18 protein-coding genes are annotated in these 20806 nt (G+C 62.6%); 8 read left to right on the top strand and 10 right to left on the bottom strand.

The genetic code is table 11. The features are described from left to right. Positions 1-26 precede the first annotated feature (26 nt). Entirely contained in the window at positions 27-1211 is a 1185-nt protein-coding gene (locus tag JG739_RS08630; RefSeq protein ID WP_202366098.1) for a pyridoxal phosphate-dependent aminotransferase, read from the top strand. Between the two features lie 3 nt (positions 1212-1214). Here the strand turns inward: JG739_RS08630 and JG739_RS08625 are convergent, their stop codons facing one another. The 3 genes from JG739_RS08625 to JG739_RS08615 are packed head-to-tail and all read right to left on the bottom strand — an operon-like array spanning position 1215 to position 3402. Continuing rightward, positions 1215-1952: an MBL fold metallo-hydrolase gene (locus tag JG739_RS08625; RefSeq protein WP_202366097.1), complete on the bottom strand. Its 738-nt coding sequence runs from the start codon at positions 1950-1952 to the stop codon at positions 1215-1217. Beyond that, complete coding sequence (locus tag JG739_RS08620) at positions 1952-2629, bottom strand: amino acid ABC transporter permease (RefSeq protein WP_202366096.1); 678 nt, start codon at positions 2627-2629, stop codon at positions 1952-1954. The genes JG739_RS08625 and JG739_RS08620 overlap by 1 nt, the downstream gene beginning before the upstream one ends. 14 nt (positions 2630-2643) lie before the next feature. Further along, positions 2644-3402: a transporter substrate-binding domain-containing protein gene (locus tag JG739_RS08615; protein ID WP_244749750.1), complete on the bottom strand. Its 759-nt coding sequence runs from the start codon at positions 3400-3402 to the stop codon at positions 2644-2646. A 114-nt stretch (positions 3403-3516) separates the two neighbouring features. Between JG739_RS08615 and JG739_RS08610 the strand changes: the two genes are divergently transcribed. Both JG739_RS08610 and JG739_RS08605 read left to right on the top strand, forming a co-directional pair. Beyond that, a complete protein-coding gene (locus JG739_RS08610; protein ID WP_244749748.1) occupies positions 3517-4509 on the top strand; it encodes a LysR substrate-binding domain-containing protein in 993 nt (330 codons plus the stop codon). 60 nt (positions 4510-4569) lie between these two features. Further along, the gene (locus JG739_RS08605; RefSeq protein ID WP_202366094.1) at positions 4570-4950 is read left to right on the top strand and encodes a YciI family protein; all 381 of its coding nucleotides are present in this window, start codon (positions 4570-4572) and stop codon (positions 4948-4950) included. 113 nt (positions 4951-5063) lie between these two features. Here JG739_RS08605 and JG739_RS08600 read toward each other — a convergent pair whose 3' ends face one another. From JG739_RS08600 to trhO, 3 genes are all read right to left on the bottom strand, one after another. Further along, the gene (locus tag JG739_RS08600) at positions 5064-5819 is read right to left on the bottom strand and encodes an SDR family oxidoreductase (protein ID WP_202366093.1); all 756 of its coding nucleotides are present in this window, start codon (positions 5817-5819) and stop codon (positions 5064-5066) included. A gap of 279 nt (positions 5820-6098) precedes the next feature. Beyond that, on the bottom strand, positions 6099-6869 hold the full coding sequence (locus JG739_RS08595) for a tellurite resistance TerB family protein (RefSeq protein WP_202366092.1): 771 nt from the start codon (positions 6867-6869) through the stop codon (positions 6099-6101). 279 nt (positions 6870-7148) lie between these two features. Next, positions 7149-8072: an oxygen-dependent tRNA uridine(34) hydroxylase TrhO gene (trhO, locus tag JG739_RS08590; RefSeq protein ID WP_202366091.1), complete on the bottom strand. Its 924-nt coding sequence runs from the start codon at positions 8070-8072 to the stop codon at positions 7149-7151. A 191-nt stretch (positions 8073-8263) separates the two neighbouring features. On the opposite strand from trhO, the gene JG739_RS08585 reads away from it, so the two are divergent. Then, the gene (locus tag JG739_RS08585) at positions 8264-8902 is read left to right on the top strand and encodes a 2-dehydro-3-deoxy-phosphogluconate aldolase (RefSeq protein WP_202366090.1); all 639 of its coding nucleotides are present in this window, start codon (positions 8264-8266) and stop codon (positions 8900-8902) included. Between the two features lie 349 nt (positions 8903-9251). On the opposite strand, the gene JG739_RS08580 is transcribed toward JG739_RS08585, so the two are convergent. Both JG739_RS08580 and JG739_RS08575 read right to left on the bottom strand, forming a co-directional pair. Continuing rightward, positions 9252-11180, bottom strand: a complete 1929-nt coding sequence (locus JG739_RS08580) for a DUF882 domain-containing protein (RefSeq protein ID WP_202366089.1) — start codon at positions 11178-11180, stop codon at positions 9252-9254. 419 nt (positions 11181-11599) lie between these two features. Beyond that, the gene (locus tag JG739_RS08575; RefSeq protein ID WP_202366088.1) at positions 11600-13135 is read right to left on the bottom strand and encodes a sigma-54-dependent transcriptional regulator; all 1536 of its coding nucleotides are present in this window, start codon (positions 13133-13135) and stop codon (positions 11600-11602) included. Between the two features lie 213 nt (positions 13136-13348). Between JG739_RS08575 and JG739_RS08570 the strand changes: the two genes are divergently transcribed. From JG739_RS08570 to JG739_RS08555, 4 genes are all read left to right on the top strand, one after another. Beyond that, on the top strand, positions 13349-15187 hold the full coding sequence (locus JG739_RS08570; protein WP_202366087.1) for a M3 family oligoendopeptidase: 1839 nt from the start codon (positions 13349-13351) through the stop codon (positions 15185-15187). 253 nt (positions 15188-15440) lie between these two features. Then, on the top strand, positions 15441-16271 hold the full coding sequence (locus JG739_RS08565) for a proton-conducting membrane transporter (RefSeq protein ID WP_202366086.1): 831 nt from the start codon (positions 15441-15443) through the stop codon (positions 16269-16271). A gap of 173 nt (positions 16272-16444) precedes the next feature. After that, positions 16445-17593, top strand: coding sequence for an aminodeoxychorismate synthase component I (locus JG739_RS08560; RefSeq protein WP_202366085.1), 1149 nt, complete (start codon positions 16445-16447; stop codon positions 17591-17593). Beyond that, complete coding sequence (locus JG739_RS08555) at positions 17542-18204, top strand: aminotransferase class IV family protein (RefSeq protein WP_202366084.1); 663 nt, start codon at positions 17542-17544, stop codon at positions 18202-18204. Before JG739_RS08560 ends, JG739_RS08555 begins: the two co-directional genes overlap by 52 nt. A gap of 117 nt (positions 18205-18321) precedes the next feature. Here JG739_RS08555 and aztD read toward each other — a convergent pair whose 3' ends face one another. Both aztD and aztC read right to left on the bottom strand, forming a co-directional pair. Next, positions 18322-19527, bottom strand: coding sequence for a zinc metallochaperone AztD (gene aztD / locus JG739_RS08550; RefSeq protein WP_244749746.1), 1206 nt, complete (start codon positions 19525-19527; stop codon positions 18322-18324). 85 nt (positions 19528-19612) lie between these two features. Then, positions 19613-20596 (bottom strand): zinc ABC transporter substrate-binding protein AztC, encoded by a 984-nt coding sequence (gene aztC / locus JG739_RS08545; RefSeq protein WP_202366083.1) that lies wholly within the window; start codon positions 20594-20596, stop codon positions 19613-19615. Positions 20597-20806 lie beyond the last annotated feature (210 nt).

Here is a 20806-nt window from a genome sequence, read left to right as displayed (position 1 = left end):
GTGAAAGAACCACAGGGACGGGAAAAATGCTCCACACGATTTCGGCCTTCGATCGTCTCGGCGAGGAAAATGCCTTCGCGGTGCTGGCTCGTGCCACCGCGCTCGCCCATCAGGGCCGCGATATCGTCAATCTCGGCATCGGCCAGCCCGACTTCAAGACGCCGCAGCACATCGTCGAGGCGGCAATCAAGGCGCTGCGCGACGGCCACCACGGCTATACGCCGGCCAACGGCCTGCTGGCGACACGCGAAGCGGTGGTGCGCCGCACGCTGACCACCACCGGCGTCGAGGTTTCGCCCGAGGCGGTGATGATCCTGCCCGGCGGCAAGCCGACCATGTTCGCAGCGATCCTGATGTTCGGCGAACCGGGCGCGGAGATCCTTTATCCCGATCCCGGCTTCCCGATCTATCGCTCGATGATCGAGTTCACCGGCGCTGCTCCGGTGCCGGTGCCGATGCGCGAAGAGAACGGCTTTGCCTTCTCGGCGCAGGAGACGCTGTCGCTGATCACGCCGAAGACCAGGCTGCTCATCCTCAACTCGCCGGCCAACCCGACCGGCGGGGTCACCCCCCGCGGCGAAATCGAGAAGCTGGTCAAGGGGCTGGAAGCGCATCCGGACGTCGCCATCCTCTCCGACGAGATCTACGACGTGATGACCTATGACGGCGAGACGCATTGCTCGCTGCTCAACTTTCCCGAAATCCGCGACCGGCTGATCGTGCTCAACGGCTGGTCGAAGACCTGGGCAATGACCGGCTGGCGCATGGGCTGGTCGATCTGGCCAAACGGCGACAAGGGTGCCCACCTCTACGACAAGGTGCGCAAGCTGGCGGTCAACTGCTGGTCCTGCGTCAATGCGCCGAGCCAGCATGCCGGCATCGCCGCCATCGACGGCCCGCAGGACGACGTCGACAAGATGATGCGCGCCTTCGACCGCCGCCGGAAGGTCGTGGTCGAAGGCTTGAACGCCTTGCCGGGCGTTTCCTGCATCACGCCGAAGGGCGCGTTCTATGCCTTCCCCAATGTCTCAAAAACCGTCTGGAAGGCCAAGAAGCTGGCGTCTGCCCTGCTTGAAGATGCCGGCGTGGCGCTGATCGGCGGACCTGATTTCGGCATTCTCGGCGAAGGCTATATCAGGCTGTCCTACGCCAATTCCGAAGAGAACATCCTGCGCGCGCTGGAGCGGATCGAGGCGTTTCTGGCGAAGTGAGGCTCAGCGCGCGCTGTCGAGATAGGCTCTTGCGATCGACCGCAACTCGTTCTGGCCGATCGGCTCACCATGTCCACAGTATGCCCGGTTGAGCTCGATCTGCAAAAGCCGCTGCATTGTTTTTCGATAGGCCTGCACGTCCGAGCCCGGTAGATCGTCGATCAGCTGCCCACGATAGATCGCATCGCCGGCGAAGAAGTCGCCGTTCCTTTCATCGAGAAGCCCGATCGAACCCCGCGAATGACCCGGCAGATGCAGGACGCGAAACGACCTGTCGCCGGTCTCGATCATATCGCCTTCGTCCAGAATCCGGGCCAGTGCCGCCGGCCTGATCCGGAAACGCTGCGGCGACCATGCCCCGTTCGGTGACCTGCCGACTGCCTCCGGCTGCGCACGAAAGAGATGAGCCAATGTATGTTCATCCGCCATGTCTTCGAAAAAAGCAGCCTCTTCGCGGTGGCCGACTCTCGTCTCGAACTCGCTCAAGGCGCCGACATGGTCGACATGGATGTGCGTTGCAACGGCCACGACCGGCTTGGCGCGTGGCAGGTTCAGCACCGGCCTGAGAGGCACGAGTCCCATGCCGGCGTCGATGACGAGATCGACGTCCCGCCCGCGAACGTTAAAGATATTGCTTCTGAAATAGGGATGGACGTGCGGCTCCCATATCCGCGTGATGTCCTGCCCCACGATCTCGTGTGAAAACCAGTCGGAAGCCTGGGCGGGCGCAGTTGCCGACATCAGCTATGGCCCCGCGCAAGCATGCGCTCGATCTTCATCTGGAAGACGGTAAGAACCGAAACCATCGACATGTAGTAGACCAGTGCTGCGCCATACCATTCCAGGAAACGAAAACTAGTGGCGATCGCGAACTGTGTGACGGTCATAAGCTCCTTCAAGGAGATGACAGTCGCCAGCGAGGTTGCCTTCAGCAACGAAATGAACTCGTTGACCAGGGACGGCAGCGCGACGCGAAGCGCCTGGGGCAAGACGACCAAGAAGAATATCTGGCCCCGATGCAGGCCAAGGGCCGCGGCACCCTCGGATTGTCCCTTGCCGATGGATGCGTAGGAACTGCGAAGGATCTCGGTCAGGTAGGCAATCTGGATCAGCGTCAGGGCGAGAAACGCCGCGACGAACGGCGTGAACCAGCTCGACCGGAAGACCGCCGAGATCTGCGGTAGGCCATTCCAGATGAACAGCAGCACGAGCAGCGCCGGCGCACCGCGAAACAGCCAGACAAAGGCGGCGATCAGAAGGCGGATCCATCGCCGCTTCGACGTGGCCAGTGCCGCCGTTGCCAAGGATATCGCCAGGGCGACGGCCATTACGAGAACCGAAAGGATCAGGGTCAGCAAAGCTCCCTTGGCTAAGGGCCAGGCGAACAGTGCCGTCAGGAAGAGCTTGTTGTCGAACACGGCCGCCCATCCCCTCAATCGGTCGTGTGCTTGACGTCCGTAGCAGTCTCAGGAAGATTCCACTTCTGCAGCAGCGCCTTCATCTCGCCGTTGGTCTGCAACGTCTCGATGGCCTTCACCAATGCCTCGCGGTTGTCATTGCCCTTTCGCAGGTAGATTCCGTAGGTTTCGCCGTCGCCATAGTTGTAAGGTACCTGCAATCGGCCTGGCATCTGCTTGATGCGGAATGCTGCCGTTGTGTCCTGGGTAATCGTCGCCGCAGCTCGGCCGACCAGAATCTGCTCGATGACGGCGGAGGCGGAAGGATAGGTCTGTATCTGCGCTGGCGCCTTGCCGGCTTTTGCCAGCTCGACATTCAGGTCCGCGGCTGTCTTTTCATAGGTGGTACCCGCCTCGATCGCCAGCACTTTGCCGCTCAGGTCGAGCGGCGACATGGTCTCGGAATCCGAGGCCGCCGTCACCATGACGACGTTCGAGACAAAATAAGGAACGGCGTCGTAAGCTTTGAGACGTTCCTTGGTCACCATGATGCCGCTTGCAACGAGATCACAGCGCTCGGCACCCAGGGATGGCAACAGTCCCTTGAAATCGCCGACCACGTAGTTGGTGGCGCCACTCCATTGCTTGGCGATAGCATCGACGACATCGACTTCGAAACCGACAAGCTTCTCGTCTCCGGGATTGGCGTAATACTGCATCGGTGGGAAGTCGCCGCCGGTGCAGACATTGAGCACGCCGTTGCGCACGAGACCTGAATCGGCGGCCTGCGCCATCGGCGTGGCGACGGAAAGCATCGTGCGATCATGCCACCAAGCGCGAGTCTGGCTGCGGCGGAAACCGGCGTGTGAAGCATATCTAGTCCCCTTTGTTTTTCATGGCTGACCTGGATGGCAGCGCCGGAGACGTTAGGTTGCAGGTTTTTCGCAAACAAGCTAAATCTTCAAATGAGATTGAAAGCAGAATTTCTAAACTGTTGGCACCTGATGGCTCTCCCGTCGCTTCATTCGCTTCGCGCCTTCGAAAGCGTTTCACGGCTGGGTAACATTGCTGCAGCGGCAGCGGAACTGCATGTGACGTCGGGCGCCATCAGCCAGCAACTGCGCGCCTTACAACTGTCGCTCGGCCTCGAACTGTTCGAGAAACGTGGCCGCCGCCTTGTGCTGACGGACCGCGGGGCCGCGCTGCAGAAGAGCGTTGGCATGGCCATGCAGCAGATATCGGAATCGATCCGCGAAATATCGGCGGATGCTTACAGTACGGCCGCCAAGGCGACCCTGACGGTGTCGGTGCCTTCGGTTTTTGGAACGACGTGGCTTGCGGCACGGATTTTTCTGTTTCTCGATGCAAACCCAGATATTCGCATGTGGATGCGCACGGCGGTGGACTTCGAGGAGGTGGACTGGCGAGAGGTCGATGTCGCCATCGTCTACGGAAAGCCGCCCTGGACCGGATTCTGGTGGCGGATACTGCACAGTATCTATGCGTCTCCGGTGTGCAGCCCGCAATTGCTGCGAGGGCAAAAAGGCATTCGCGAGCCGCGCGACGTGCTGCATCACCGCCTGCTCCACGAAGACGATGGCGACCAGTGGAGGCGCTGGTTAACGGAGGCGCGTTTGCCCCATTCGGTAAAGTCCGACATCTATTTCGACAACTTTGCCATGGTGCTTCAGGCAGCGCGCGATGGTCATGGCGTTGCGCTCACGAACGACATCATTTCGTTCAGGGACCTCGATGAAGGGCGTCTTGTTCAACCCCTGACGCTTGGTGTTGCGACTACCCGAAGCTATTACTGCATATGCCATGAGGAGGGCCTAGCAAATCCGGTCATCGCCCGGTTTGTCGACTGGTTGGTCGACCAAGCGTCGCGACCGTCAGGCTGACACTGATATGCTATGCAGATCATCGGTTCTTGTTCATCGCCGGAGAAAGGGTGACGTCAGATGTTCTACGCAATTCTCGCCTACCACGTGGAAGGAGCCATCACGGCGCTGACGCCGGAAGAGGATGCGGCGCTGATGACCGACCTGCTCCAGATCCACGAACGGCTTTACCGGGACGGCAGCCTCGGCCCGGCAGCGCGGCTCGGAGCGACACAAGACGCGTGTACCTTGCGCGGGCCGGGGGACGGAATGGTCATCGACGGCCCTTTCGCCGAGACCAAGGAGCAATTGCTGGGGCTCTACGTCGTCGACTGCGCCACGCGCGACGCCGCAATCGCGATTGCGCGCGACTTTCGCCGCGTCAATCCGACCGCCGTCTACGAAATCCGCCCTATTTCGCTGTATCTTCCCGGCGTGCCGCTTTCAGTCACCCAGTCCTAGCGAAAATCGAGCACCGCCCGGCCGGGTCCCCGCTGCTGCGCAGTGTCCCGGCGTTCGTTGGCCTTTCATCGTGCCCACTGGCACGATGAATTCCGCTTACGCGAACCGGCCGCTCACCCTCGCCCGACATACGGCATCTTCGTCGCCATCACGGTCATGAACAGCACATTGGCGTCGAGCGGCAGGCTGGCCATATGGACGACGGCGTCGGCGACATGCTGGACATCCATCACCGCTTCGGCGGCGATGGAGCCATTGGCTTGCGGCACGCCGACCGTCATCGCCTGCGCCATGTCGGTCAAGGCGTTGCCGATGTCGATCTGGCCGCAGGCGATGTCATAAGGCCGGCCGTCCAGCGCCAGCGTCTTGGTCAGCCCGGTAATGGCGTGCTTGGTCGCGGTGTAGGGCACTGAGCCCGGGCGCGGCGCGTAGGCAGACACCGAGCCATTGTTGATGATGCGGCCGCCCATCGGCCTCTGCCTGCGCATGGCGCCGAAGGCGGCGCGGGCGCACAGGAACGAGCCGGTGAGATTGACCCCGACAATGTCGTTCCACACCTCGACGGGGATCTCGTCGATCAAAGTCGACTTGTAGCCCGTGCCGGCATTGTTGAAGAGCAGGTCGACACGGCCGAAAGCCGCCGCCACCGTCTCGAACAGATCGTCGACCTGGTCGGCCCTGCTGATGTCGCAGGCGACCGCCAGCGCCTTGGCTTGTGTCGATCCGGCCTCAGCGATCGCCTGGTCCAGCACCGGCTTGCGGCGTCCGCAGAACACCGTGTTCCAGCCAGACCTGAGCAGCGCCGTGGCGACGCTCTTGCCAATACCCGTGCCGGCACCGGTGACGATGGCTGTTTTGTAGTCTGTCATAACTGTCCTCCTGCAGCGCCGCATGCCCGCAAGGACGCTATAGCACCATGGTTTTGAGCAATTTTGAATTTGCGCATGATCGCTCCCAAAAATCGATTCCGATTTCGGGTGACGCGCTAACCGGCTTCGTCAAAAAGGGCGGCCATTGGCGGCCGCCCTGATCTGAACCGGCTTGGGAGGAGGAAAGCCGATCCGACTGCTTAAAATCATGCGCTTCCTGGGTAAACGAGGTATTAACGCGCAAGTACGTCAGATTGCCGCTCTGCGCGGCCCTAAAGCCTACCAGCGCGAACTGGCGGTTGCCTTGCCCGATGACTCCGGCACCGCTGATTCCGGCACATTTGGCGCCGGCACTTTTGCCGCCGACACCGTCGCCTCGACATGGTCGAGCAGGGCATCGGGCAAGCTGAGGCGGCCGGCGAGCAGATCGAGATAGCCGCGTTCGGCACGTGTATTCGGATCGATGGCGAGGCGCGAGGCGGTGTAGAGCTCGAGCTTCTGGGCGTCGGTTTTGGCGCCTGCAACCAGCGTATCCAGATCGAGCGGCCTTTCCAGTTCCGACAACAGGAATTTCTCCGCGTCGGAGTCGATGCCCGCGAGGCTGAGCTTGCCGGCGATCTTTTGCCGTTCCTCGTCGTCGATATGGCCGTCGGCCTTTGCCGCCGAAATCATCGCGCGCACCAGCGTCAGCGTGAATTCGTCCTCGCCTTGCGGCGCTTGCGAGGGATGAAAGCTGGTGTCGGCGGGCGGCGGCAGCAATTCCGGTTCACCGGCAACTTGCGTTTCAGCCGGCGCCTTGCCGTTCTTGTAGTTCTGGTAGGCCTTGTAGGCGAGGCCGCCGACCACGGCCAGGCCGCCGAGCTTCACCGCCGTGCCGGTGACCTGACGGCCAGCGCCGGTTCCCAGCAGCACCGCGGCCAGCGCGCCAGCGGCCAGCGGATTGTCCTTGGCCATCTGCACCGCCTGACCCCCTTTGCCGCGCACGGTCGACCCGGTTCCGGGAATCTGCGAGCCGAGCAGATCGTTGAGGAGCTTCTTGGGATCGAACATCAATGCCTCCAGAATTGGCCGGCCGAAAGCGCCGGGCAGGTTTTCGGACGTTGAACAGGTAGGCCCCACATATGGACATTACAATGACGGATGGGCGCTTTGCCGGTGATGGCACAAACGAGATGGCAGGATCTGCCTTGGCCAACGCATTGGGCCGAAAATCGAAACCAACTTTCGGAAAGCACGATGCGTAGATCCAACGTGTCAGCGTCCAGTTTGTGGGTCATAAAAACAATAACTCAAGGCGGGTCGCATGAATCCATTCAGCCGCGACGCGCTTCAACGTCCGATGTGCGGAGCCCTGCCTTGCGCTTCTGCAAGCTCGACCTGGCGCTGGCGCTCGGCGTAGCGGGCGCGATCCTCGTCGGAACGGGCATCGTAGCAGTGCGGGCATGAGATGCCGGCGGCGTATTTCGACGACAGCAGGTCCGGCCCGGTCAGCGGATGCCGGCAGGCGCGGCAAAGTTCGGCCTCACCCTCGACCAGGCCGTGCGACACCGAGACGCGCTCGTCGAAGACGAAGCACTCGCCCTGCCAGAGGCTTTGCTCGGCGGGCACCTCTTCGAGATATTTCAGGATACCGCCCTTGAGATGGAACACATCCTCTAAGCCGAGCGACTTCGCATAGGCCGTTGCCTTCTCGCAGCGTATGCCGCCGGTGCAGAACATGGCCACCTTCCGGCCGACGAGTTCGGCCCGGTGCTGCTCGACCCAGGCCGGGAATTCGCGAAAGCTCGTTGTCGCAGGGTCGACCGCTCCCTTGAAAGTGCCGATCGATACTTCGTAGGCGTTGCGCGTGTCGATGACGATCGTGTCCACATCCGATATCAGCGCGTTCCAGTCGGCCGGTGCGACATAGGTGCCGGCGCTTGCCGCCGGATCGAGGTCGCTAACGCCCATGGTGACGATCTCGCGCTTCAGCCGCACCTTCATGCGGTGAAACGGCATCTGCGCGGCGCTGCTGTACTTGACCTCGAGACCGGCGAGACCCTCGATGGATTCGAGATGATCGATGAGGGCAGCAATGTCAGCTTCGCTGCCGGCGACCGTGCCGTTGATGCCCTCATGCGCCAGCAGCAGCGTGCCCTTGATACCGCGTCCGCAGCAAAAGGCTGCGAGCGGCGCGCGCAACGCCTCAAAGTCGTCGAGCCGGGCAAACCTGTAGAGCGCGGCAACGCGCAGGGGTTGATTGGGCAATGTCATCGCCGAAGCCACTAAACGCTCATGAAAGCCGATTCAAGGCCGACGCGCGGAGCAGCTTCTCCCTGGTGGCTTTGGCGGCCGGTCTGACGGACTTGTGGGCAGCGCGTGACATCACGACACGCTTCGCTTCGTGGACAGAAAAACGGCCTTCTGCTAACCGATTGAACGGATCAATACCGGAGAGACGACAAATGCCCAGCAAGACCGAAAAGCTCCTGTCGCTCCTCAACGGCCAACCGGTTATCCCGGTGCTGAAGATCGCCAACCTCACTGACGCCGTGCCACTGGCGCGCGCGCTGGCGCGCGGCGGCCTGCCGGCGATCGAGATCACGCTGCGCACCGCTGATGCGCTCAAGGCGATCCGGCTCGTGGCAAACGAGGTGGAAGACGCCATCGTCGGCGCCGGCACCATTCTGGACATCAGCCAGTTCGGCGAGGCGGCGGCCGCCGGATCGAAGTTCATCGTCAGCCCCGGCATCACCCGCGAGCTTCTGGCGGCGGCGAAGGACAGCGACGTCCCTCTGCTGCCCGGCGCCATCACACCCGGTGAGATCATGGCCGCCCGCGAGGCAGGCCTGCGCTTCCTGAAGTTCTTCCCGGCAGAACAGTCGGGCGGCATCGCCTCGCTCAAGGCATTCGCCTCGCCGCTCGCCGATGTCAAATTCTGCCCGACCGGCGGCATCACCGACAAGAACGCCGGCGACTATCTGCGCCTGCCCAACGTCATCTGCGTCGGCGGCTCCTGGGTGGCGCCGGACGATTTGGTCAAGGCCGGCAAATGGGACGAAATCGAAGCCCTGGCGCGGGCCGCGAGCAAGCTCGGGCGATAGTTCCTCTGCACAAAGGATTTGGTTCTTTGACTGCGCCTGAAGGAGGCTGTGATCGCGCCCTAGGAGTCCAACGCTGGCGGTTACATCCCACCACGCCTTCGTCATCCCAGGGCAAGCAAGGAGCGGAGCGACGCGGCGCAGACCCTAGGATGACGAAGGGAGGGATGTCTCGGCCAATCCTACAGGCTTGCGATTTGTCACTGAAATTGGCTGCGAGGAATTGTCGACGGTCGCTGCCGATCGGCCCGACCGGCCTGACCCGAGTGGCGCGCAGCGGTTTTGCGATAACCACATCATAAAAAAAGCCGCGCGGGTTACCGGCGCGGCTTTTTGTTGGTTGGTCGATCCGCTACTCGGTCCTGAAGCGGGCGACCGACAGGAACTTGACGGCATTGCCGGTGAACCGGTTGGCGTCGGCCAGCTGATCGTCCGCCTGGAAGCCCACGGTATAGACTTCGGTTGGCGGCGTGTGCACGATATTATAGGCGTAGCGCGGTGCCGTCGTTGCGCTGGAGACGGTGGCGACATTCTCGCCGCTGTTCAATGCCCAGCGCGCCGCCTTCGGTTCGGCGGCGACCACCACGGACTTGGGACCAGGCTTCAGGTCGCGGGCGGTTGCCCTCGCTGCCTTGCGGGTGGTCTTCACACCGGTGCCGATCGCCGCGGCCGGATCGGAGCCAGCCGGGCGGGCAAAGACAGCATCGCGCGGCGATGCGGCGTTGCCCTTGGCCGGCTCACCGAAGACCGAGCTTGGCTGGGAGAGCGAAGCGACCTGGTATTCGTCGGTTGCGCTGACCCGTTCGAGCACTGCTTTGACCGCGTCAGACTGGACCGCGGCAGGCTGGACCCGGTCAGGCTGGACCAGCTCGGGCTGGGCCAAGTCAGCCCGCGCCAAGTCATGCTGGGCCAAGTCATGCTGGGCCAGATCGGGCCGAGCCGACGGTAGCACCGAGAACACATCAGTAGCGGTCTTGCCGTCCCCGGCCGTATCCGCCAGCGCCAGAAGCACAGCCTTGTCCTGCGGCGCAAGGTCGGCCGCTGCAAGGTCGGCCGGCAGCGAGTGATTGGGACGCCAGGTTGGCAACGGAATGTTGTTGGCCGCAACCTGCACCGCATTGGCGACGACGGACGGTTTGGCCGTGCCTAAGGGAGCGTTTGCCGGCGCTTGCGCGGTCGTCACCGCCTGTTCTGTGGTGGCGGTGGCATCCGCCACGCCGAACGGAACGTTTTCAGGCGGCTGAGCGACATCGGCCTTCGGACGCGGGGCGAAATCAGGCAGCGGCACGCTGCGCGCCGGCAGCGCCGCGATGATCGTTTCCGGCGTGCCCTCCTCCGGTTCCGCAGCAGGCGCATCGGCGATTTGCGGAATCTCGGCGCGCTTCGCATTCTCAGGCGACACGATGGCAATGCCCGGAAGCTTGCTGTTCCTGGCGGCCGGCGCCGGCTTTGCGGTCGCCAGCTTCACGTTCGCCGGCTTCACGGTTGACTTCGGCGTTGGCGCGACTGCCACATCGGCGCTGTCATCGGCCTCGTCTTCACCGCCGCCGAAGAAAGCCGCCAGCAGACCGCCGGATCTTTTGGCGCCGCCGCCTGCGCTGGCCATTTCGATGGCGGGAGCGCCGGCGCCCTTGCGCGCCTTGTAGGAGGCGAGCGCCTGTGAATAGCCGGGCAGCGGCTTGCCGTCGCTCGGCACATGCAGCGTCTTGCCGTTGGGGAACACGCGCGCCAGTTCCTGGCGGCTGATGCCAGGCCAGTGCCGCACATTGCCGACATCCATGTGGACGAAGGGCGAGCCGGACCTCGGATAATACCCGACGCCGCCGCCCTGCATCCGCAGACCGATGTCGCGCAGTTTCTTCAGCGGCACGCCAGGAATGTAGAAGTCCATGGCCCTGCCGAGCGTATGCTGGCTTTTCTTGGCGACGCCCCTGCTGCGACTGCGCAGCATCGAGTTCGTCGATGACGAGCGATAACCACACACGACCTGGATGTAGTCGGTGGCGCCGCTCTGCCGGTAAGCCTCCCAGACCAGGTCGAGCAGGCGCGGATCCATCTTGGTCGGCTCGTTGCGGCGCCAGTCGCGCAGGATGACGTTGATCTTTTTCAGACCCGCCTGGTCGTAGCGGCCGCCGCGCTTGAAGACGATCTCCGCCTTCTCCTTGGTGTGCAGGTTGTAGAGTTTCAGCGAACGTGTCTGGGCGCTGGCGCCAGTCGCAGCCGCTGTAAGGAAGCCCAAGGCGAAAATCACCGCTGCCAGCCATCTCGGCCAGGCGCTCATGTGATCGTGCCGCCCGTTTGTGTGTCGTTCGACTTTGTTCAAATCAAAAGGCCTTGCAGGCTGCCGTTTGTCCCCGGATTTGACCAACGGATGCGGTGGTGTTCGAATCCGAATATCGATCCTAATGGTTAATCATCGCTTATTGAAGCCGAAATGCGGTAATACCGTGGCGATATCCCGTCAAAAATATTGCACGGGGTTTCTTGGTAAACTGCTGGTTTAGATCATGTTTCGGGCTTTGCGTGGAACACGATCCGTTACCAACCGCCTCAATGCGTGAACACTGCCGACAAGCGCGTCACTGGTGACGCGCGTCACGCCCAATCGACGACTGGCAACCGTTCTGATGCCAGGCTGGCAAGCTGGTCCGGGCTTGCCTTGTCAGGAAGGACTGGCCTTGTCAGGAAGAACTGGCCTTGTCAGGAAGCAAGCCGGTCGATACGGCCTGTTTCCGGATCGATGCCGTATTCCTTGAGCTTCCTGTACAGCGTCGAGCGGCCGATGCCGAGGCGGCGGGCAACTTCGCTCATCTGGCCATTATAATGGTCGATGGCGAGCTTGATCATTTCAAGTTCGACATCGGCCAGCGCCCGCACATTGCCGCGTTCGTCCAGCGCCCGCAGCGTGCCGAAGCGAGACTCCGGCCTGGCTGGCGGATCGAGCTCGGCTGCAGCGATGCCGTTATTGGCGTGCGCGTCCTCGCCAAGCGGCTCTGCGACCAAAGGCGACGCGGGCAACACGCCATGCGCATCGAGGTTGACGGTGCCCTCGACCTGCGCCCGGATCTGCGGAAACTCCTCTTCGGTAAGCACATCGCCTTCGCAAAGCACCGAGGCCCGGAAGACGGCGTTTTCAAGCTGGCGGATATTTCCCGGCCAGTCGTAGGCCTGCAGCATGGCGAGCGCCGCAGCCGAAATGCCGTGCAGGCGATGACGTGGATCGGTGGGCGCAACCTTGTCCAGAAAATGCTCGACCAAATACGGAATGTCGTCGCGACGGTCGCGCAGCGGCGGCACGAAGATCGGATAGACGTTCAGGCGGTAGAACAGATCCTCGCGGAACTTGCCGTCCTTGACCTGCTGCAGAAGATTGCGGTGTGTCGCCGAGATCAGCCTGATGTCGACGCTGACGGTCGACCGCCCTCCGACCGGATCGACCTCACCGTCCTGCACGGCGCGCAGCAGCTTGACCTGCACGTCGAGCGGCAGGTCGCCGATTTCGTCGAGGAAGAGCGTGCCCGAATGCGCCTCGACGAACTTGCCGGTGTGTTTTTCGGTGGCGCCGGTGAACGAGCCCTTCTCGTGGCCGAACAGGATCGATTCGACCAGATTGTCGGGGATGGCGCCGCAATTGACGGTAACGAACGGTTTTGAGCGGCGATCGCCGCTGCCCTGGATGGCGCGCGCCACCAGCTCCTTGCCGACACCGGATTCGCCTTCGATAAGAATCGGGATGTTGGAGGCGGCCGCCTTCTGGCCGAGACGGATCACCCGGTCCATCGCCGGGCTGTGCGTAATCATGTCCTTGAAGGTCAGGTGGCCGCCGCGCCGTCGCGACGTGCGCTTCACTTCCCCCTCGACCGCCTCGACTTTCAGCGCATTGCCGATCGATGCCTGCAGCCTGTCGGGAGACGCCGGCTTGACGACGAAATCGAAAGCACCGTGACGCATGGCCGAAACGACGGTCTCGATACCACCCTGCGCGGTTTGCACGATGACCGGAATCTGGATGCCGCGCTCACGCATCGCCTTCAGCACGCCGATGCCGTCGAGGCCCGGCATGACGAGGTCGAGGATGACCACCGACACGCTGCGCGCATTGGGCCCGTCGAGCGCGTCGAGACCGGCCTCGCCGCCATCCGTGATGATTGCGCTGTGGCCGAATTTCGTCACCGCCGCCTCGAGCAGCCTGCGCTGCACGGGATCGTCATCGACTATGAGTATGGAACCTGTCATGACTGGTTCAACGATGCTCGCCCAATATGCCCACCCACTATCCCACCCAATGGGGAATCCACCCTATGGATCATCCTGGCACAGGGTTCTAAATAACCTTTCAAAAAACCCGGTGAACGAATTGCTTAGGATTTGACCGGCTTTCTCATCCCCTTGAATCTTTGGCCCTTTGAATCTTTGGGCTGACCGCTTGCAATCTGGAAAGTATCGGCAATGAGCATGGTTTTTGGTCGGCAGCGTGAGGCGGCGGCGTCCGGTCAGGGCGCGGCGGAGCTTGGTGATCTGCCGGAATGGGATCTCGCCGATCTCTATTCGGGCATGGACGCCCCCGAGCTGAAACGCGACATTTCCAAGGCGATCGCCGATGCCATCAGCTTCGAGAGCCGCTGGAAAGGCACGCTCGCCGCCGAGGCGGAGCGCGCCGGCAGCGGCAGGCTGGGCGAGGCGCTTGCCGCCTATGAGGCGCTGGAGGAACTGATCGGCCGGATCGTCTCCTATGCCGGACTGATCTATGCCGGCAACACCGCGGATCCGCAGCGCGCCAAGCTCTATGGCGACATTCAGGAGAAGATGACCGACGCCAGCGCGCATCTTCTGTTTTTCGCGCTCGAACTGAATCTTGTCGACGATGCCGCGATCGAAACCGCGCTTGCTGCCGATCCCGCCTTCGCTCACTACCGGCCGTGGGTGCTTGATTTGCGCAAGGACAAACCCTACCAGCTCGAAGACCGGGTCGAGCAGCTTCTCCATGAGAAGTCGATTACCGGACGCGGCGCCTGGAACCGCTTGTTCGACGAGACGATGACCGATCTGCGCTTCGACATCGACGGCGAAGAGGTGACTCTGGAGCCGGCGCTGAACCGCCTCCAGCACGCCGATGGCGAGGTGCGCCGCCAGGCTTCTGAAGCGCTGGCCGCAACCTTCCGCAAGAATCTGCGCACGTTCACGCTGATCACCAACACGCTGGCCAAGGACAAGGAGATTTCCGACCGCTGGCGCGGCTTCGAGGACATCGCCGATTCGCGTCATCTCGCCAACCGGGTCGAGCGCAGCGTGGTGGATGCACTGGCCTCAGCCGTTCGTGACGCTTACCCGCGCCTGTCACACCGCTACTACGCGATGAAGGCGCGCTGGCTCGGCATGGAAGTGATGAACCACTGGGACCGCAACGCGCCGTTGCCGGAGACCCCGCAAGCGATCATCGGCTGGGACGAGGCCAAGGACACGGTGCTTTCCGCCTACCAGCGATTTTCACCTGACATGGCGGAGATTGCCCGGGTTTTCTTCGACCGCAACTGGATCGACGCTCCGGTAAGGCCTGGCAAGTCGCCGGGCGCCTTCGCGCATCCAACCGTGCCGTCGGCGCATCCCTATGTTCTGCTCAACTACATGGGCAAGCCGCGCGACGTGATGACGCTGGCGCATGAGCTCGGCCACGGCGTGCATCAGGTGCTCGCCGCAGGCCAGGGCGCGCTGATGGCCTCGACGCCGCTCACGCTGGCCGAGACGGCGTCCGTCTTCGGCGAGATGCTGACCTTCCGCTCGCTGCTGGACCAGACCGCCGACAAGCGCGAGCGCAAGGCCATGCTTGCCCAGAAGGTCGAGGACATGATCAACACGGTCGTGCGCCAGATCGCATTCTACGAGTTCGAGCGCAAGGTGCATGCCGAGCGCAAAAACGGCGAGTTGACATCCGACAGGCTCGGCGAGTTCTGGCTGGAGGTGCAGGCGGAAAGCCTCGGGCCGGCGATCAAGCTGCGCGAGGGTTACGAGGTCTTCTGGAGCTATATTCCACACTTCATCCATTCGCCTTTCTACGTGTACGCCTATGCGTTCGGCGACTGCCTGGTGAATTCGCTCTATGCGGTCTATCAGAATGCCGAGCGTGGCTTTCAGGACAAATATTTTACCATGCTGCGCGCCGGCGGCACCAAGCATCATTCCGAGCTCCTGGCACCCTTCGGTCTCGATGCCACCGATCCTGCCTTCTGGCAGATCGGACTTGGCGTGATCGGCGGGCTGATCGACGAGCTCGAAGCTTTGGACAATTGACGCACAGCGCTGAACATCGAGGTTCGACAGAACAGTTTAGCCGCAATGCATATTGAGGCCATTCTATTCTTTCTGGAAATATCTGTTCTTGAATAACTCTTTGTTGGATTTTCCCGTTAGATTTCCGGAAGCTGTATGATAGCGTCCCGGCTCAAGCTCAGTCGGGCGCGGGGCTTAGGCCAAATCTTCGGTCGGTTCACGCGCTTCCGACGATTGCGACAGCCGGCAGATGGATTGGACTGGAGGAGAGACAATGAGCACTTTTTTCTACATGCTCCTGGCGTTCCTGGCAGGTATGTTGGTTGGCTGGTTCGCCTGGGGACGCCCGCGTGGCGAGCGCGATAGCCTGCGCGGTGACATGGACCGCACCCGCAGCGAGCGAAACAGGCTGCGCGCCGACACCGACCGTCTGACCCGTGAGCTGGAAGCATGTCGCGGCGCCCGCGCCGACCTGGAGCGCCAGTTGGGCGAGGCACAAGGCAGCAAGACCGGTGCGACAAAGGCGGCAATCCCGGCACCGTCAGCATTGATGGCGACATCCGCGCCGGCCAACACGACGCCCGCCAAGACCGGGCCAGCAAAGTCAGGGCCAGCAAAGACGACGCCCGCCAAGACTGGGCCAGCAAAGACCACGTCCAAGAAACCGGCGGCCGCGAAGGCGGCAGCCGCGCCGAAGGCCAGTGCGTCGAAAGCGAGTGCGTCGAAAGCAAGTGCGTCGAAAACGGGCGCGTCGCCGGCAAGTGCGCCAACACCTCCCGCATCGAAGGCTGCACCAAAGAGTGCTGCGCCAGCGGCAAAGAAAGCCGCGACAACAAAGGCGGCGGTGGGCGAAGCCAGCAATCTGCGCCGCCTGATCGGCATCGGTCCGGCCAACGAGCGACTGCTCCACGGGCTCGGAGTGACGACCTATGCGCAAATCGCCGCCTGGACGGCCGACGACGTCAAGCGGATCGAGGAGACGTTGAACTTCGACGGCCGCATCGAGCGTGAGCGCTGGATCGAGCAGGCGAAACTGCTTGCCGCCGGCGATGAGGAGGAATTCGCGCGCCGCTTTCCGACCGCGGGGACCGGCAGCAACACCTGAATTGCCTGCCGGCATCGAGCACATATACGAGACCGGCGACGTCAGCGAGGTGCCGCCGGTTTGCTTTTTCACAAGCTGCGTTTACGTCTTGAGACGCCGGTCTCTCGATTGCGCGCGATCGAGCCGCCATATAGAGCGATAGCTGGCGTCATCGATCGCAGCATCCGAGTCCCATGCCCCTGCCCTCTGCAATTTTTCGAAATGACGAGCGCGCCCATCAGCTCGTCTTCGACCGGCCGGCCGACATCATCGTGGCGCATGAGGCGGCGGATTTCCTGCCGGCGCTGGACACTGCGCAGGCCGCGCATGACGCCGGCAAATGGCTGGCCGGCTATTTCTCCTACGAGGCCGGCTACCTGCTCGAGCCTAAGCTCGTTCCGCTGCTGCCGGGCGGACGCCGCGCCCCGCTCGTCTGCCTGGGGATCTTCGACGCGCCGCCTGTCGAACAGCCGGTCCTGCCCGGCAACGCGCCGGCGACCAACGGCCCGATCTTCAACGCCAGGGCCGCCTGGTCCTCAGAAGATTACGCAAAACGCTTTGCGCGGCTCCACAATCACATTCGCAAGGGTGATTGCTATCAGGGCAATCTGACCTTTCCGGTTCATGCGCAGTGGTCGGGCGATCCGCTGGCCGCCTTCGATGCGCTGACGGAGCGCCAGCCGGTGAAATACGGCGCGCTGATCGCGCTCGGCGATCCGGTGGTCTTGTCGCGCTCGCCGGAACTGTTCTTCGAGATCGACGCCGCAGGCATGATCGAGACGCATCCGATGAAGGGCACCGCCCCGCGCGGCGCGACCAAGGCGGAGGACAAGCGGCTGAAGGCGTTCTTGCTCAATGACGAGAAGAACCAGGCTGAGAACCGGATGATCGTCGATCTGCTGCGCAACGACATTTCGCTGATCAGCGAAGTCGGCACGCTGGAGGTGCCGGAGCTTTTCCGCATCGAGAGCTACCCGACCGTGCACCAGATGGTGAGCCGCGTGCGGGCCAAGCTGTTGCCCGACCTCACCATCCGCCGGATATTCGCTGCGCTGTTTCCATGCGGATCGATCACCGGCGCCCCGAAAATCCGCGCCATGGAAATCCTGCACGATCTGGAAGGCACGCCGCGCGACGTCTATTGCGGCGCCATCGGCTGGATCGCGCCCGGCGGCACGATGCGCTTTTCGGTGGCGATCCGCACCATATCGCTCTTTTCCAACGGCGAGGCGGTCTACAATGTCGGCGGCGGCGTCGTCTTCGATTCGACGGCCGAGGAGGAGTATCAAGAGTGCCTGCTGAAAGCGCGCTACGCGACGGGAACACCGCCGATTTCGAGCTGATCGAAACCATGCGCTGGCAGCCGGGCCAGGGCTTTCTGCGTTTCGACCGCCATTTGGCACGCCTTTATGGCTCGGCGGCCGAACTGGGTTTTGCCTGCGATCCGCAGAAGGTCGGCGAGATGCTCAGGAACGCCGTCGACCGGCCTGACATCGCCTTGCGCACACGCCTGGTCCTGTCGCGCAGCGGCAAGGTGACGGTCTCGGCGCTGCCCTATGAGCCGCACGCAGCCGACAAGGCCTGGAGGCTGCAACTGGCGCGGGTGCGGCTTCAATCAAGCGACACGCTGCTGCGCCACAAGACGAGCCGCCGAGACATCTATCAGCGGGCGCGCGCCGAATATCTGATCAGCCGGGCCGACGAGGTTCTCCTGGCCAACGAGCGTGGCGAGATCTGTGAGGGCACGATCACCAATCTGTTTGCCGATTTCGGCGATGGCGTGCTGGCAACGCCGCGGCTCGATTGCGGCCTGCTGCCTGGCGTCTTGCGCGGCGAATTGCTGGATGAAGGCCGCGCCCGCGAAGCGATCTTCAGCCTGGACGATCTGAAGTCGGCCAAAGCGCTGTTCGTCGGCAATTCACTGCGCGGACTGATCCCGGCGCGGCTGGGTTGAAACGCAATCGGAGCCACCGGACGACACTATCTTTGGTTGCGCTACCTTAAGTTGTAAAAGATGCGTCCGGCCCGAGAAGAATGGGCCGGACGCGTGGCAGCCGCTTGGGAGGAGCGACTATTCGCCTTCGTGGGTCTGACCGGAGCCGCCGACGGAAACGACGTTGAAGGGCTTGCCTTCGACGGCAATGTCGCCGGTTTTCTCGAACGACGTCGCGTCAACGAGATGCAGCACGCCTTGCAGGGGATCAGTGACCACGATCCTGTCGCCGGCGACCGCGACACGCGGCCTCGGATCGCTCCAGTGACCGTCCATCGAATAGGGGTCGGTCAGCTTGAGCGAGTTTGCGATCTCCCCCTTCACCACGTCGAGCTGGTGAAGCTGCCCGTCCTCGGTGAAGACGTAGGCGAACTTGGCACGAACAGGGTCGACCGCGAAATGCACGCGGCGCGTTGGCAGGCTGATCAGCCGGAATGCATCGCTCTCGATCGTCGGATCGATCAGCACAACCTTGTCGACGCCGTAGTTGCCGAGGAAATATTGCAGGCCTCTGCCGCCGATCAGCGTCGTCGTTTTGCCTTCCGGCAGGCTGTCGGCGTAGGGCAGGTGACGGACCGCCGGGCTGCCGTCGCCATGGCTGACGACAAGCAGGCCGGTCGCGCAAGCGAAAGCCAGGATGTCGCCGGAAGACGCCTCGCCGTGGAGGTCTGGGCAGGCGTGGATGCCGCCGATCGGCGCGCCGGTTTTGTCAGCGACCCTGATGCCGACCGGGAGCTCGTCCGGCTTCTCCCGGTTCGGCTCCGACAGCAGGACATGCGAGCCATAGGCGACTGCGACGCCGTGCTGCGGCGCGTCCGTCTTCACTTCCCTGAAATCCGGCTTGCCTTCCAGGACCGACTTCTCGTCGATGATGCGGGCGACACCTTCGCCGTCGAAAAAAGCGGCGAAGTCTCCGTTATGCTCGACGAAATGCGACGGCTTCTTGCCTGTGATCTCGATGCCGGCAAGTTTTGGCGCTTCGACGTCGATGTCGCCATGCTCGCCGTGGTCCTCGAAGGAAATGCCGCTCGCGATCCCGGTAACGACCCCGGCCGTGCCCTGCACGGCAAACACGGTCCTGCCGCTTTCGCTGCGATGGAGAGACGCTGGCCCTTTGATCTCGAAGGTGTCGAGCTTTTCGCCATCGATCGCATCGATCACGGTCACCTTCGGGTCCGCGTGATCCGAGATGAAGAGGCGCCATGCGGTCACCTCCTCGGCACGGGCAGCACTTGTTGAAAGGGACACAAGCAGCGCGATGGCCGTGGCCGAATTTGTCCTCACGGTATCCTCCTTGAATGTTATTACATAACTCTTGGTGGTCGACGAAGAGGCGGATTGCTCCGCCTTTCCATCACAGGGCTGGCGGTCAGCTTCCGAGGATCGCGCCTTTGATCGTCGTGATGTTGTGCCGCATCATCTCGAGATAGGTCGCAGCCGAACCGTCCTTGTCCGACAGGGCGTCGGAGTAGAGCTCACCGCCGACTTTCAGGCCCGTCTCGCTGGCGATCTGCTCGATCAGGCGCGGATTGGTGACGTTCTCCACGAAGATTGCCGAAGCTTTGTCTTGCCTGATCTGTTTGATCAGGGCCGCGACGTCGGAGGCTGACGCCTCGGATTCGGTGGAGACGCCCTCCGGTGCCAGGAATTTTATGCCGTATTCGTGTTCGAAATAGCCAAAGGCATCGTGGGAGGTGATGATCGTGCGCTTGTCCTCGGGGATCTCAGCTACGGCAGCTTTGATCTCCGCTTCCAGTGCGTCGAGCTGCTGGCCGTATGATTCGGCATTGGCCCGATAAGTGTCACAGCCGGCTGCATCGGCGGCACAGAAGGCGTCGGCGATGTTCTTCACATAGAGTTCGGCATTGTGCACGGACTGCCATGCATGGGGATCGTACTCGCCGTGATGATGGTGCCCTTCCTCATGGCCCTCTTCCGCCGCGGCGTGCCCTCCCCCGCCCTCGGCGGCTTTTTCCTGGTCGTGGTGACCTTCTTCCTCGCTGTTGCGCAACACCTCGCCACCTTTGGATAATTCCACGATCGGCGCCTTCGTGGCGCTCGCCTCGACGAGACGCTGGAGGAAACCCTCGAACTGGAGGCCGTTGACCAGCACCACGTCGGCCGAACCGACGGTTGCCGCGTCGGCCGGTTTCGGTTCGTAAACATGGGCGTCGCCATTCGGGCCGACCAGCGTGACGATGTCGACACGATCGCCGCCGACATTCTTGGCGAAATCGGCGATGATCGAGAAACTGGCGACCACCTTGAGGTTCTCGGCAGCAGCCACCGACGGAGCCATTGGCAACGATGTTATGGCGCCTATCACGGCGGCGAGCTTCAGCGTCCTGGACATTCGATCGACTCCTTTGTTCAAGCGGTTCTGTGGCAGATGCGCCGGACGCGTGGCGAGCAGCCGCGCGTCCGGCAGAAATAGAAGGCAAAGTGGTTCGTGCCCGCCGACAATGATCGCCGGGCCGTTCCCCATCGAGGCGCGCTGTTGTGGCCCAGCGTCAGGTCTTGAAGCGTCAGGTCTTGAAAGATCACACGGGCAGCCATTCGATCC

It is taken from the genome of Mesorhizobium sp. L-2-11, assembly GCF_016756595.1.
Taxonomy (GTDB): Bacteria; Pseudomonadota; Alphaproteobacteria; order Rhizobiales; family Rhizobiaceae; genus Mesorhizobium.
Note: the sequence above shows the minus strand (reverse complement) of the source record. Positions and strands in the feature narration are given on the sequence as shown.

Bases quoted from the DNA above. Each gene is read 5' to 3' on its own strand.
- JG739_RS08630 (WP_202366098.1), top strand. From the start codon at position 27: ATGCTCCACACGATTTCGGCCTTCGATCGTCTCGGCGAGGAAAATGCC.
- JG739_RS08625 (WP_202366097.1), bottom strand. From the start codon at position 1,952: ATGTCGGCAACTGCGCCCGCCCAGGCTTCCGACTGGTTTTCACACGAG.
- JG739_RS08615 (WP_244749750.1), bottom strand. From the start codon at position 3,402: ATGGCGCAGGCCGCCGATTCAGGTCTCGTGCGCAACGGCGTGCTCAAT.
- JG739_RS08610 (WP_244749748.1), top strand. From the start codon at position 3,517: ATGGCAGCGCCGGAGACGTTAGGTTGCAGGTTTTTCGCAAACAAGCTA.
- JG739_RS08605 (WP_202366094.1), top strand. From the start codon at position 4,570: ATGTTCTACGCAATTCTCGCCTACCACGTGGAAGGAGCCATCACGGCG.
- JG739_RS08600 (WP_202366093.1), bottom strand. From the start codon at position 5,819: ATGACAGACTACAAAACAGCCATCGTCACCGGTGCCGGCACGGGTATT.
- JG739_RS08595 (WP_202366092.1), bottom strand. From the start codon at position 6,869: ATGTTCGATCCCAAGAAGCTCCTCAACGATCTGCTCGGCTCGCAGATT.
- trhO (WP_202366091.1), bottom strand. From the start codon at position 8,072: ATGACATTGCCCAATCAACCCCTGCGCGTTGCCGCGCTCTACAGGTTT.
- JG739_RS08585 (WP_202366090.1), top strand. From the start codon at position 8,264: ATGCCCAGCAAGACCGAAAAGCTCCTGTCGCTCCTCAACGGCCAACCG.
- JG739_RS08580 (WP_202366089.1), bottom strand. From the start codon at position 11,180: ATGAGCGCCTGGCCGAGATGGCTGGCAGCGGTGATTTTCGCCTTGGGC.
- JG739_RS08575 (WP_202366088.1), bottom strand. From the start codon at position 13,135: ATGACAGGTTCCATACTCATAGTCGATGACGATCCCGTGCAGCGCAGG.
- JG739_RS08570 (WP_202366087.1), top strand. From the start codon at position 13,349: ATGAGCATGGTTTTTGGTCGGCAGCGTGAGGCGGCGGCGTCCGGTCAG.
- JG739_RS08565 (WP_202366086.1), top strand. From the start codon at position 15,441: ATGAGCACTTTTTTCTACATGCTCCTGGCGTTCCTGGCAGGTATGTTG.
- JG739_RS08560 (WP_202366085.1), top strand. From the start codon at position 16,445: ATGCCCCTGCCCTCTGCAATTTTTCGAAATGACGAGCGCGCCCATCAG.
- aztC (WP_202366083.1), bottom strand. From the start codon at position 20,596: ATGTCCAGGACGCTGAAGCTCGCCGCCGTGATAGGCGCCATAACATCG.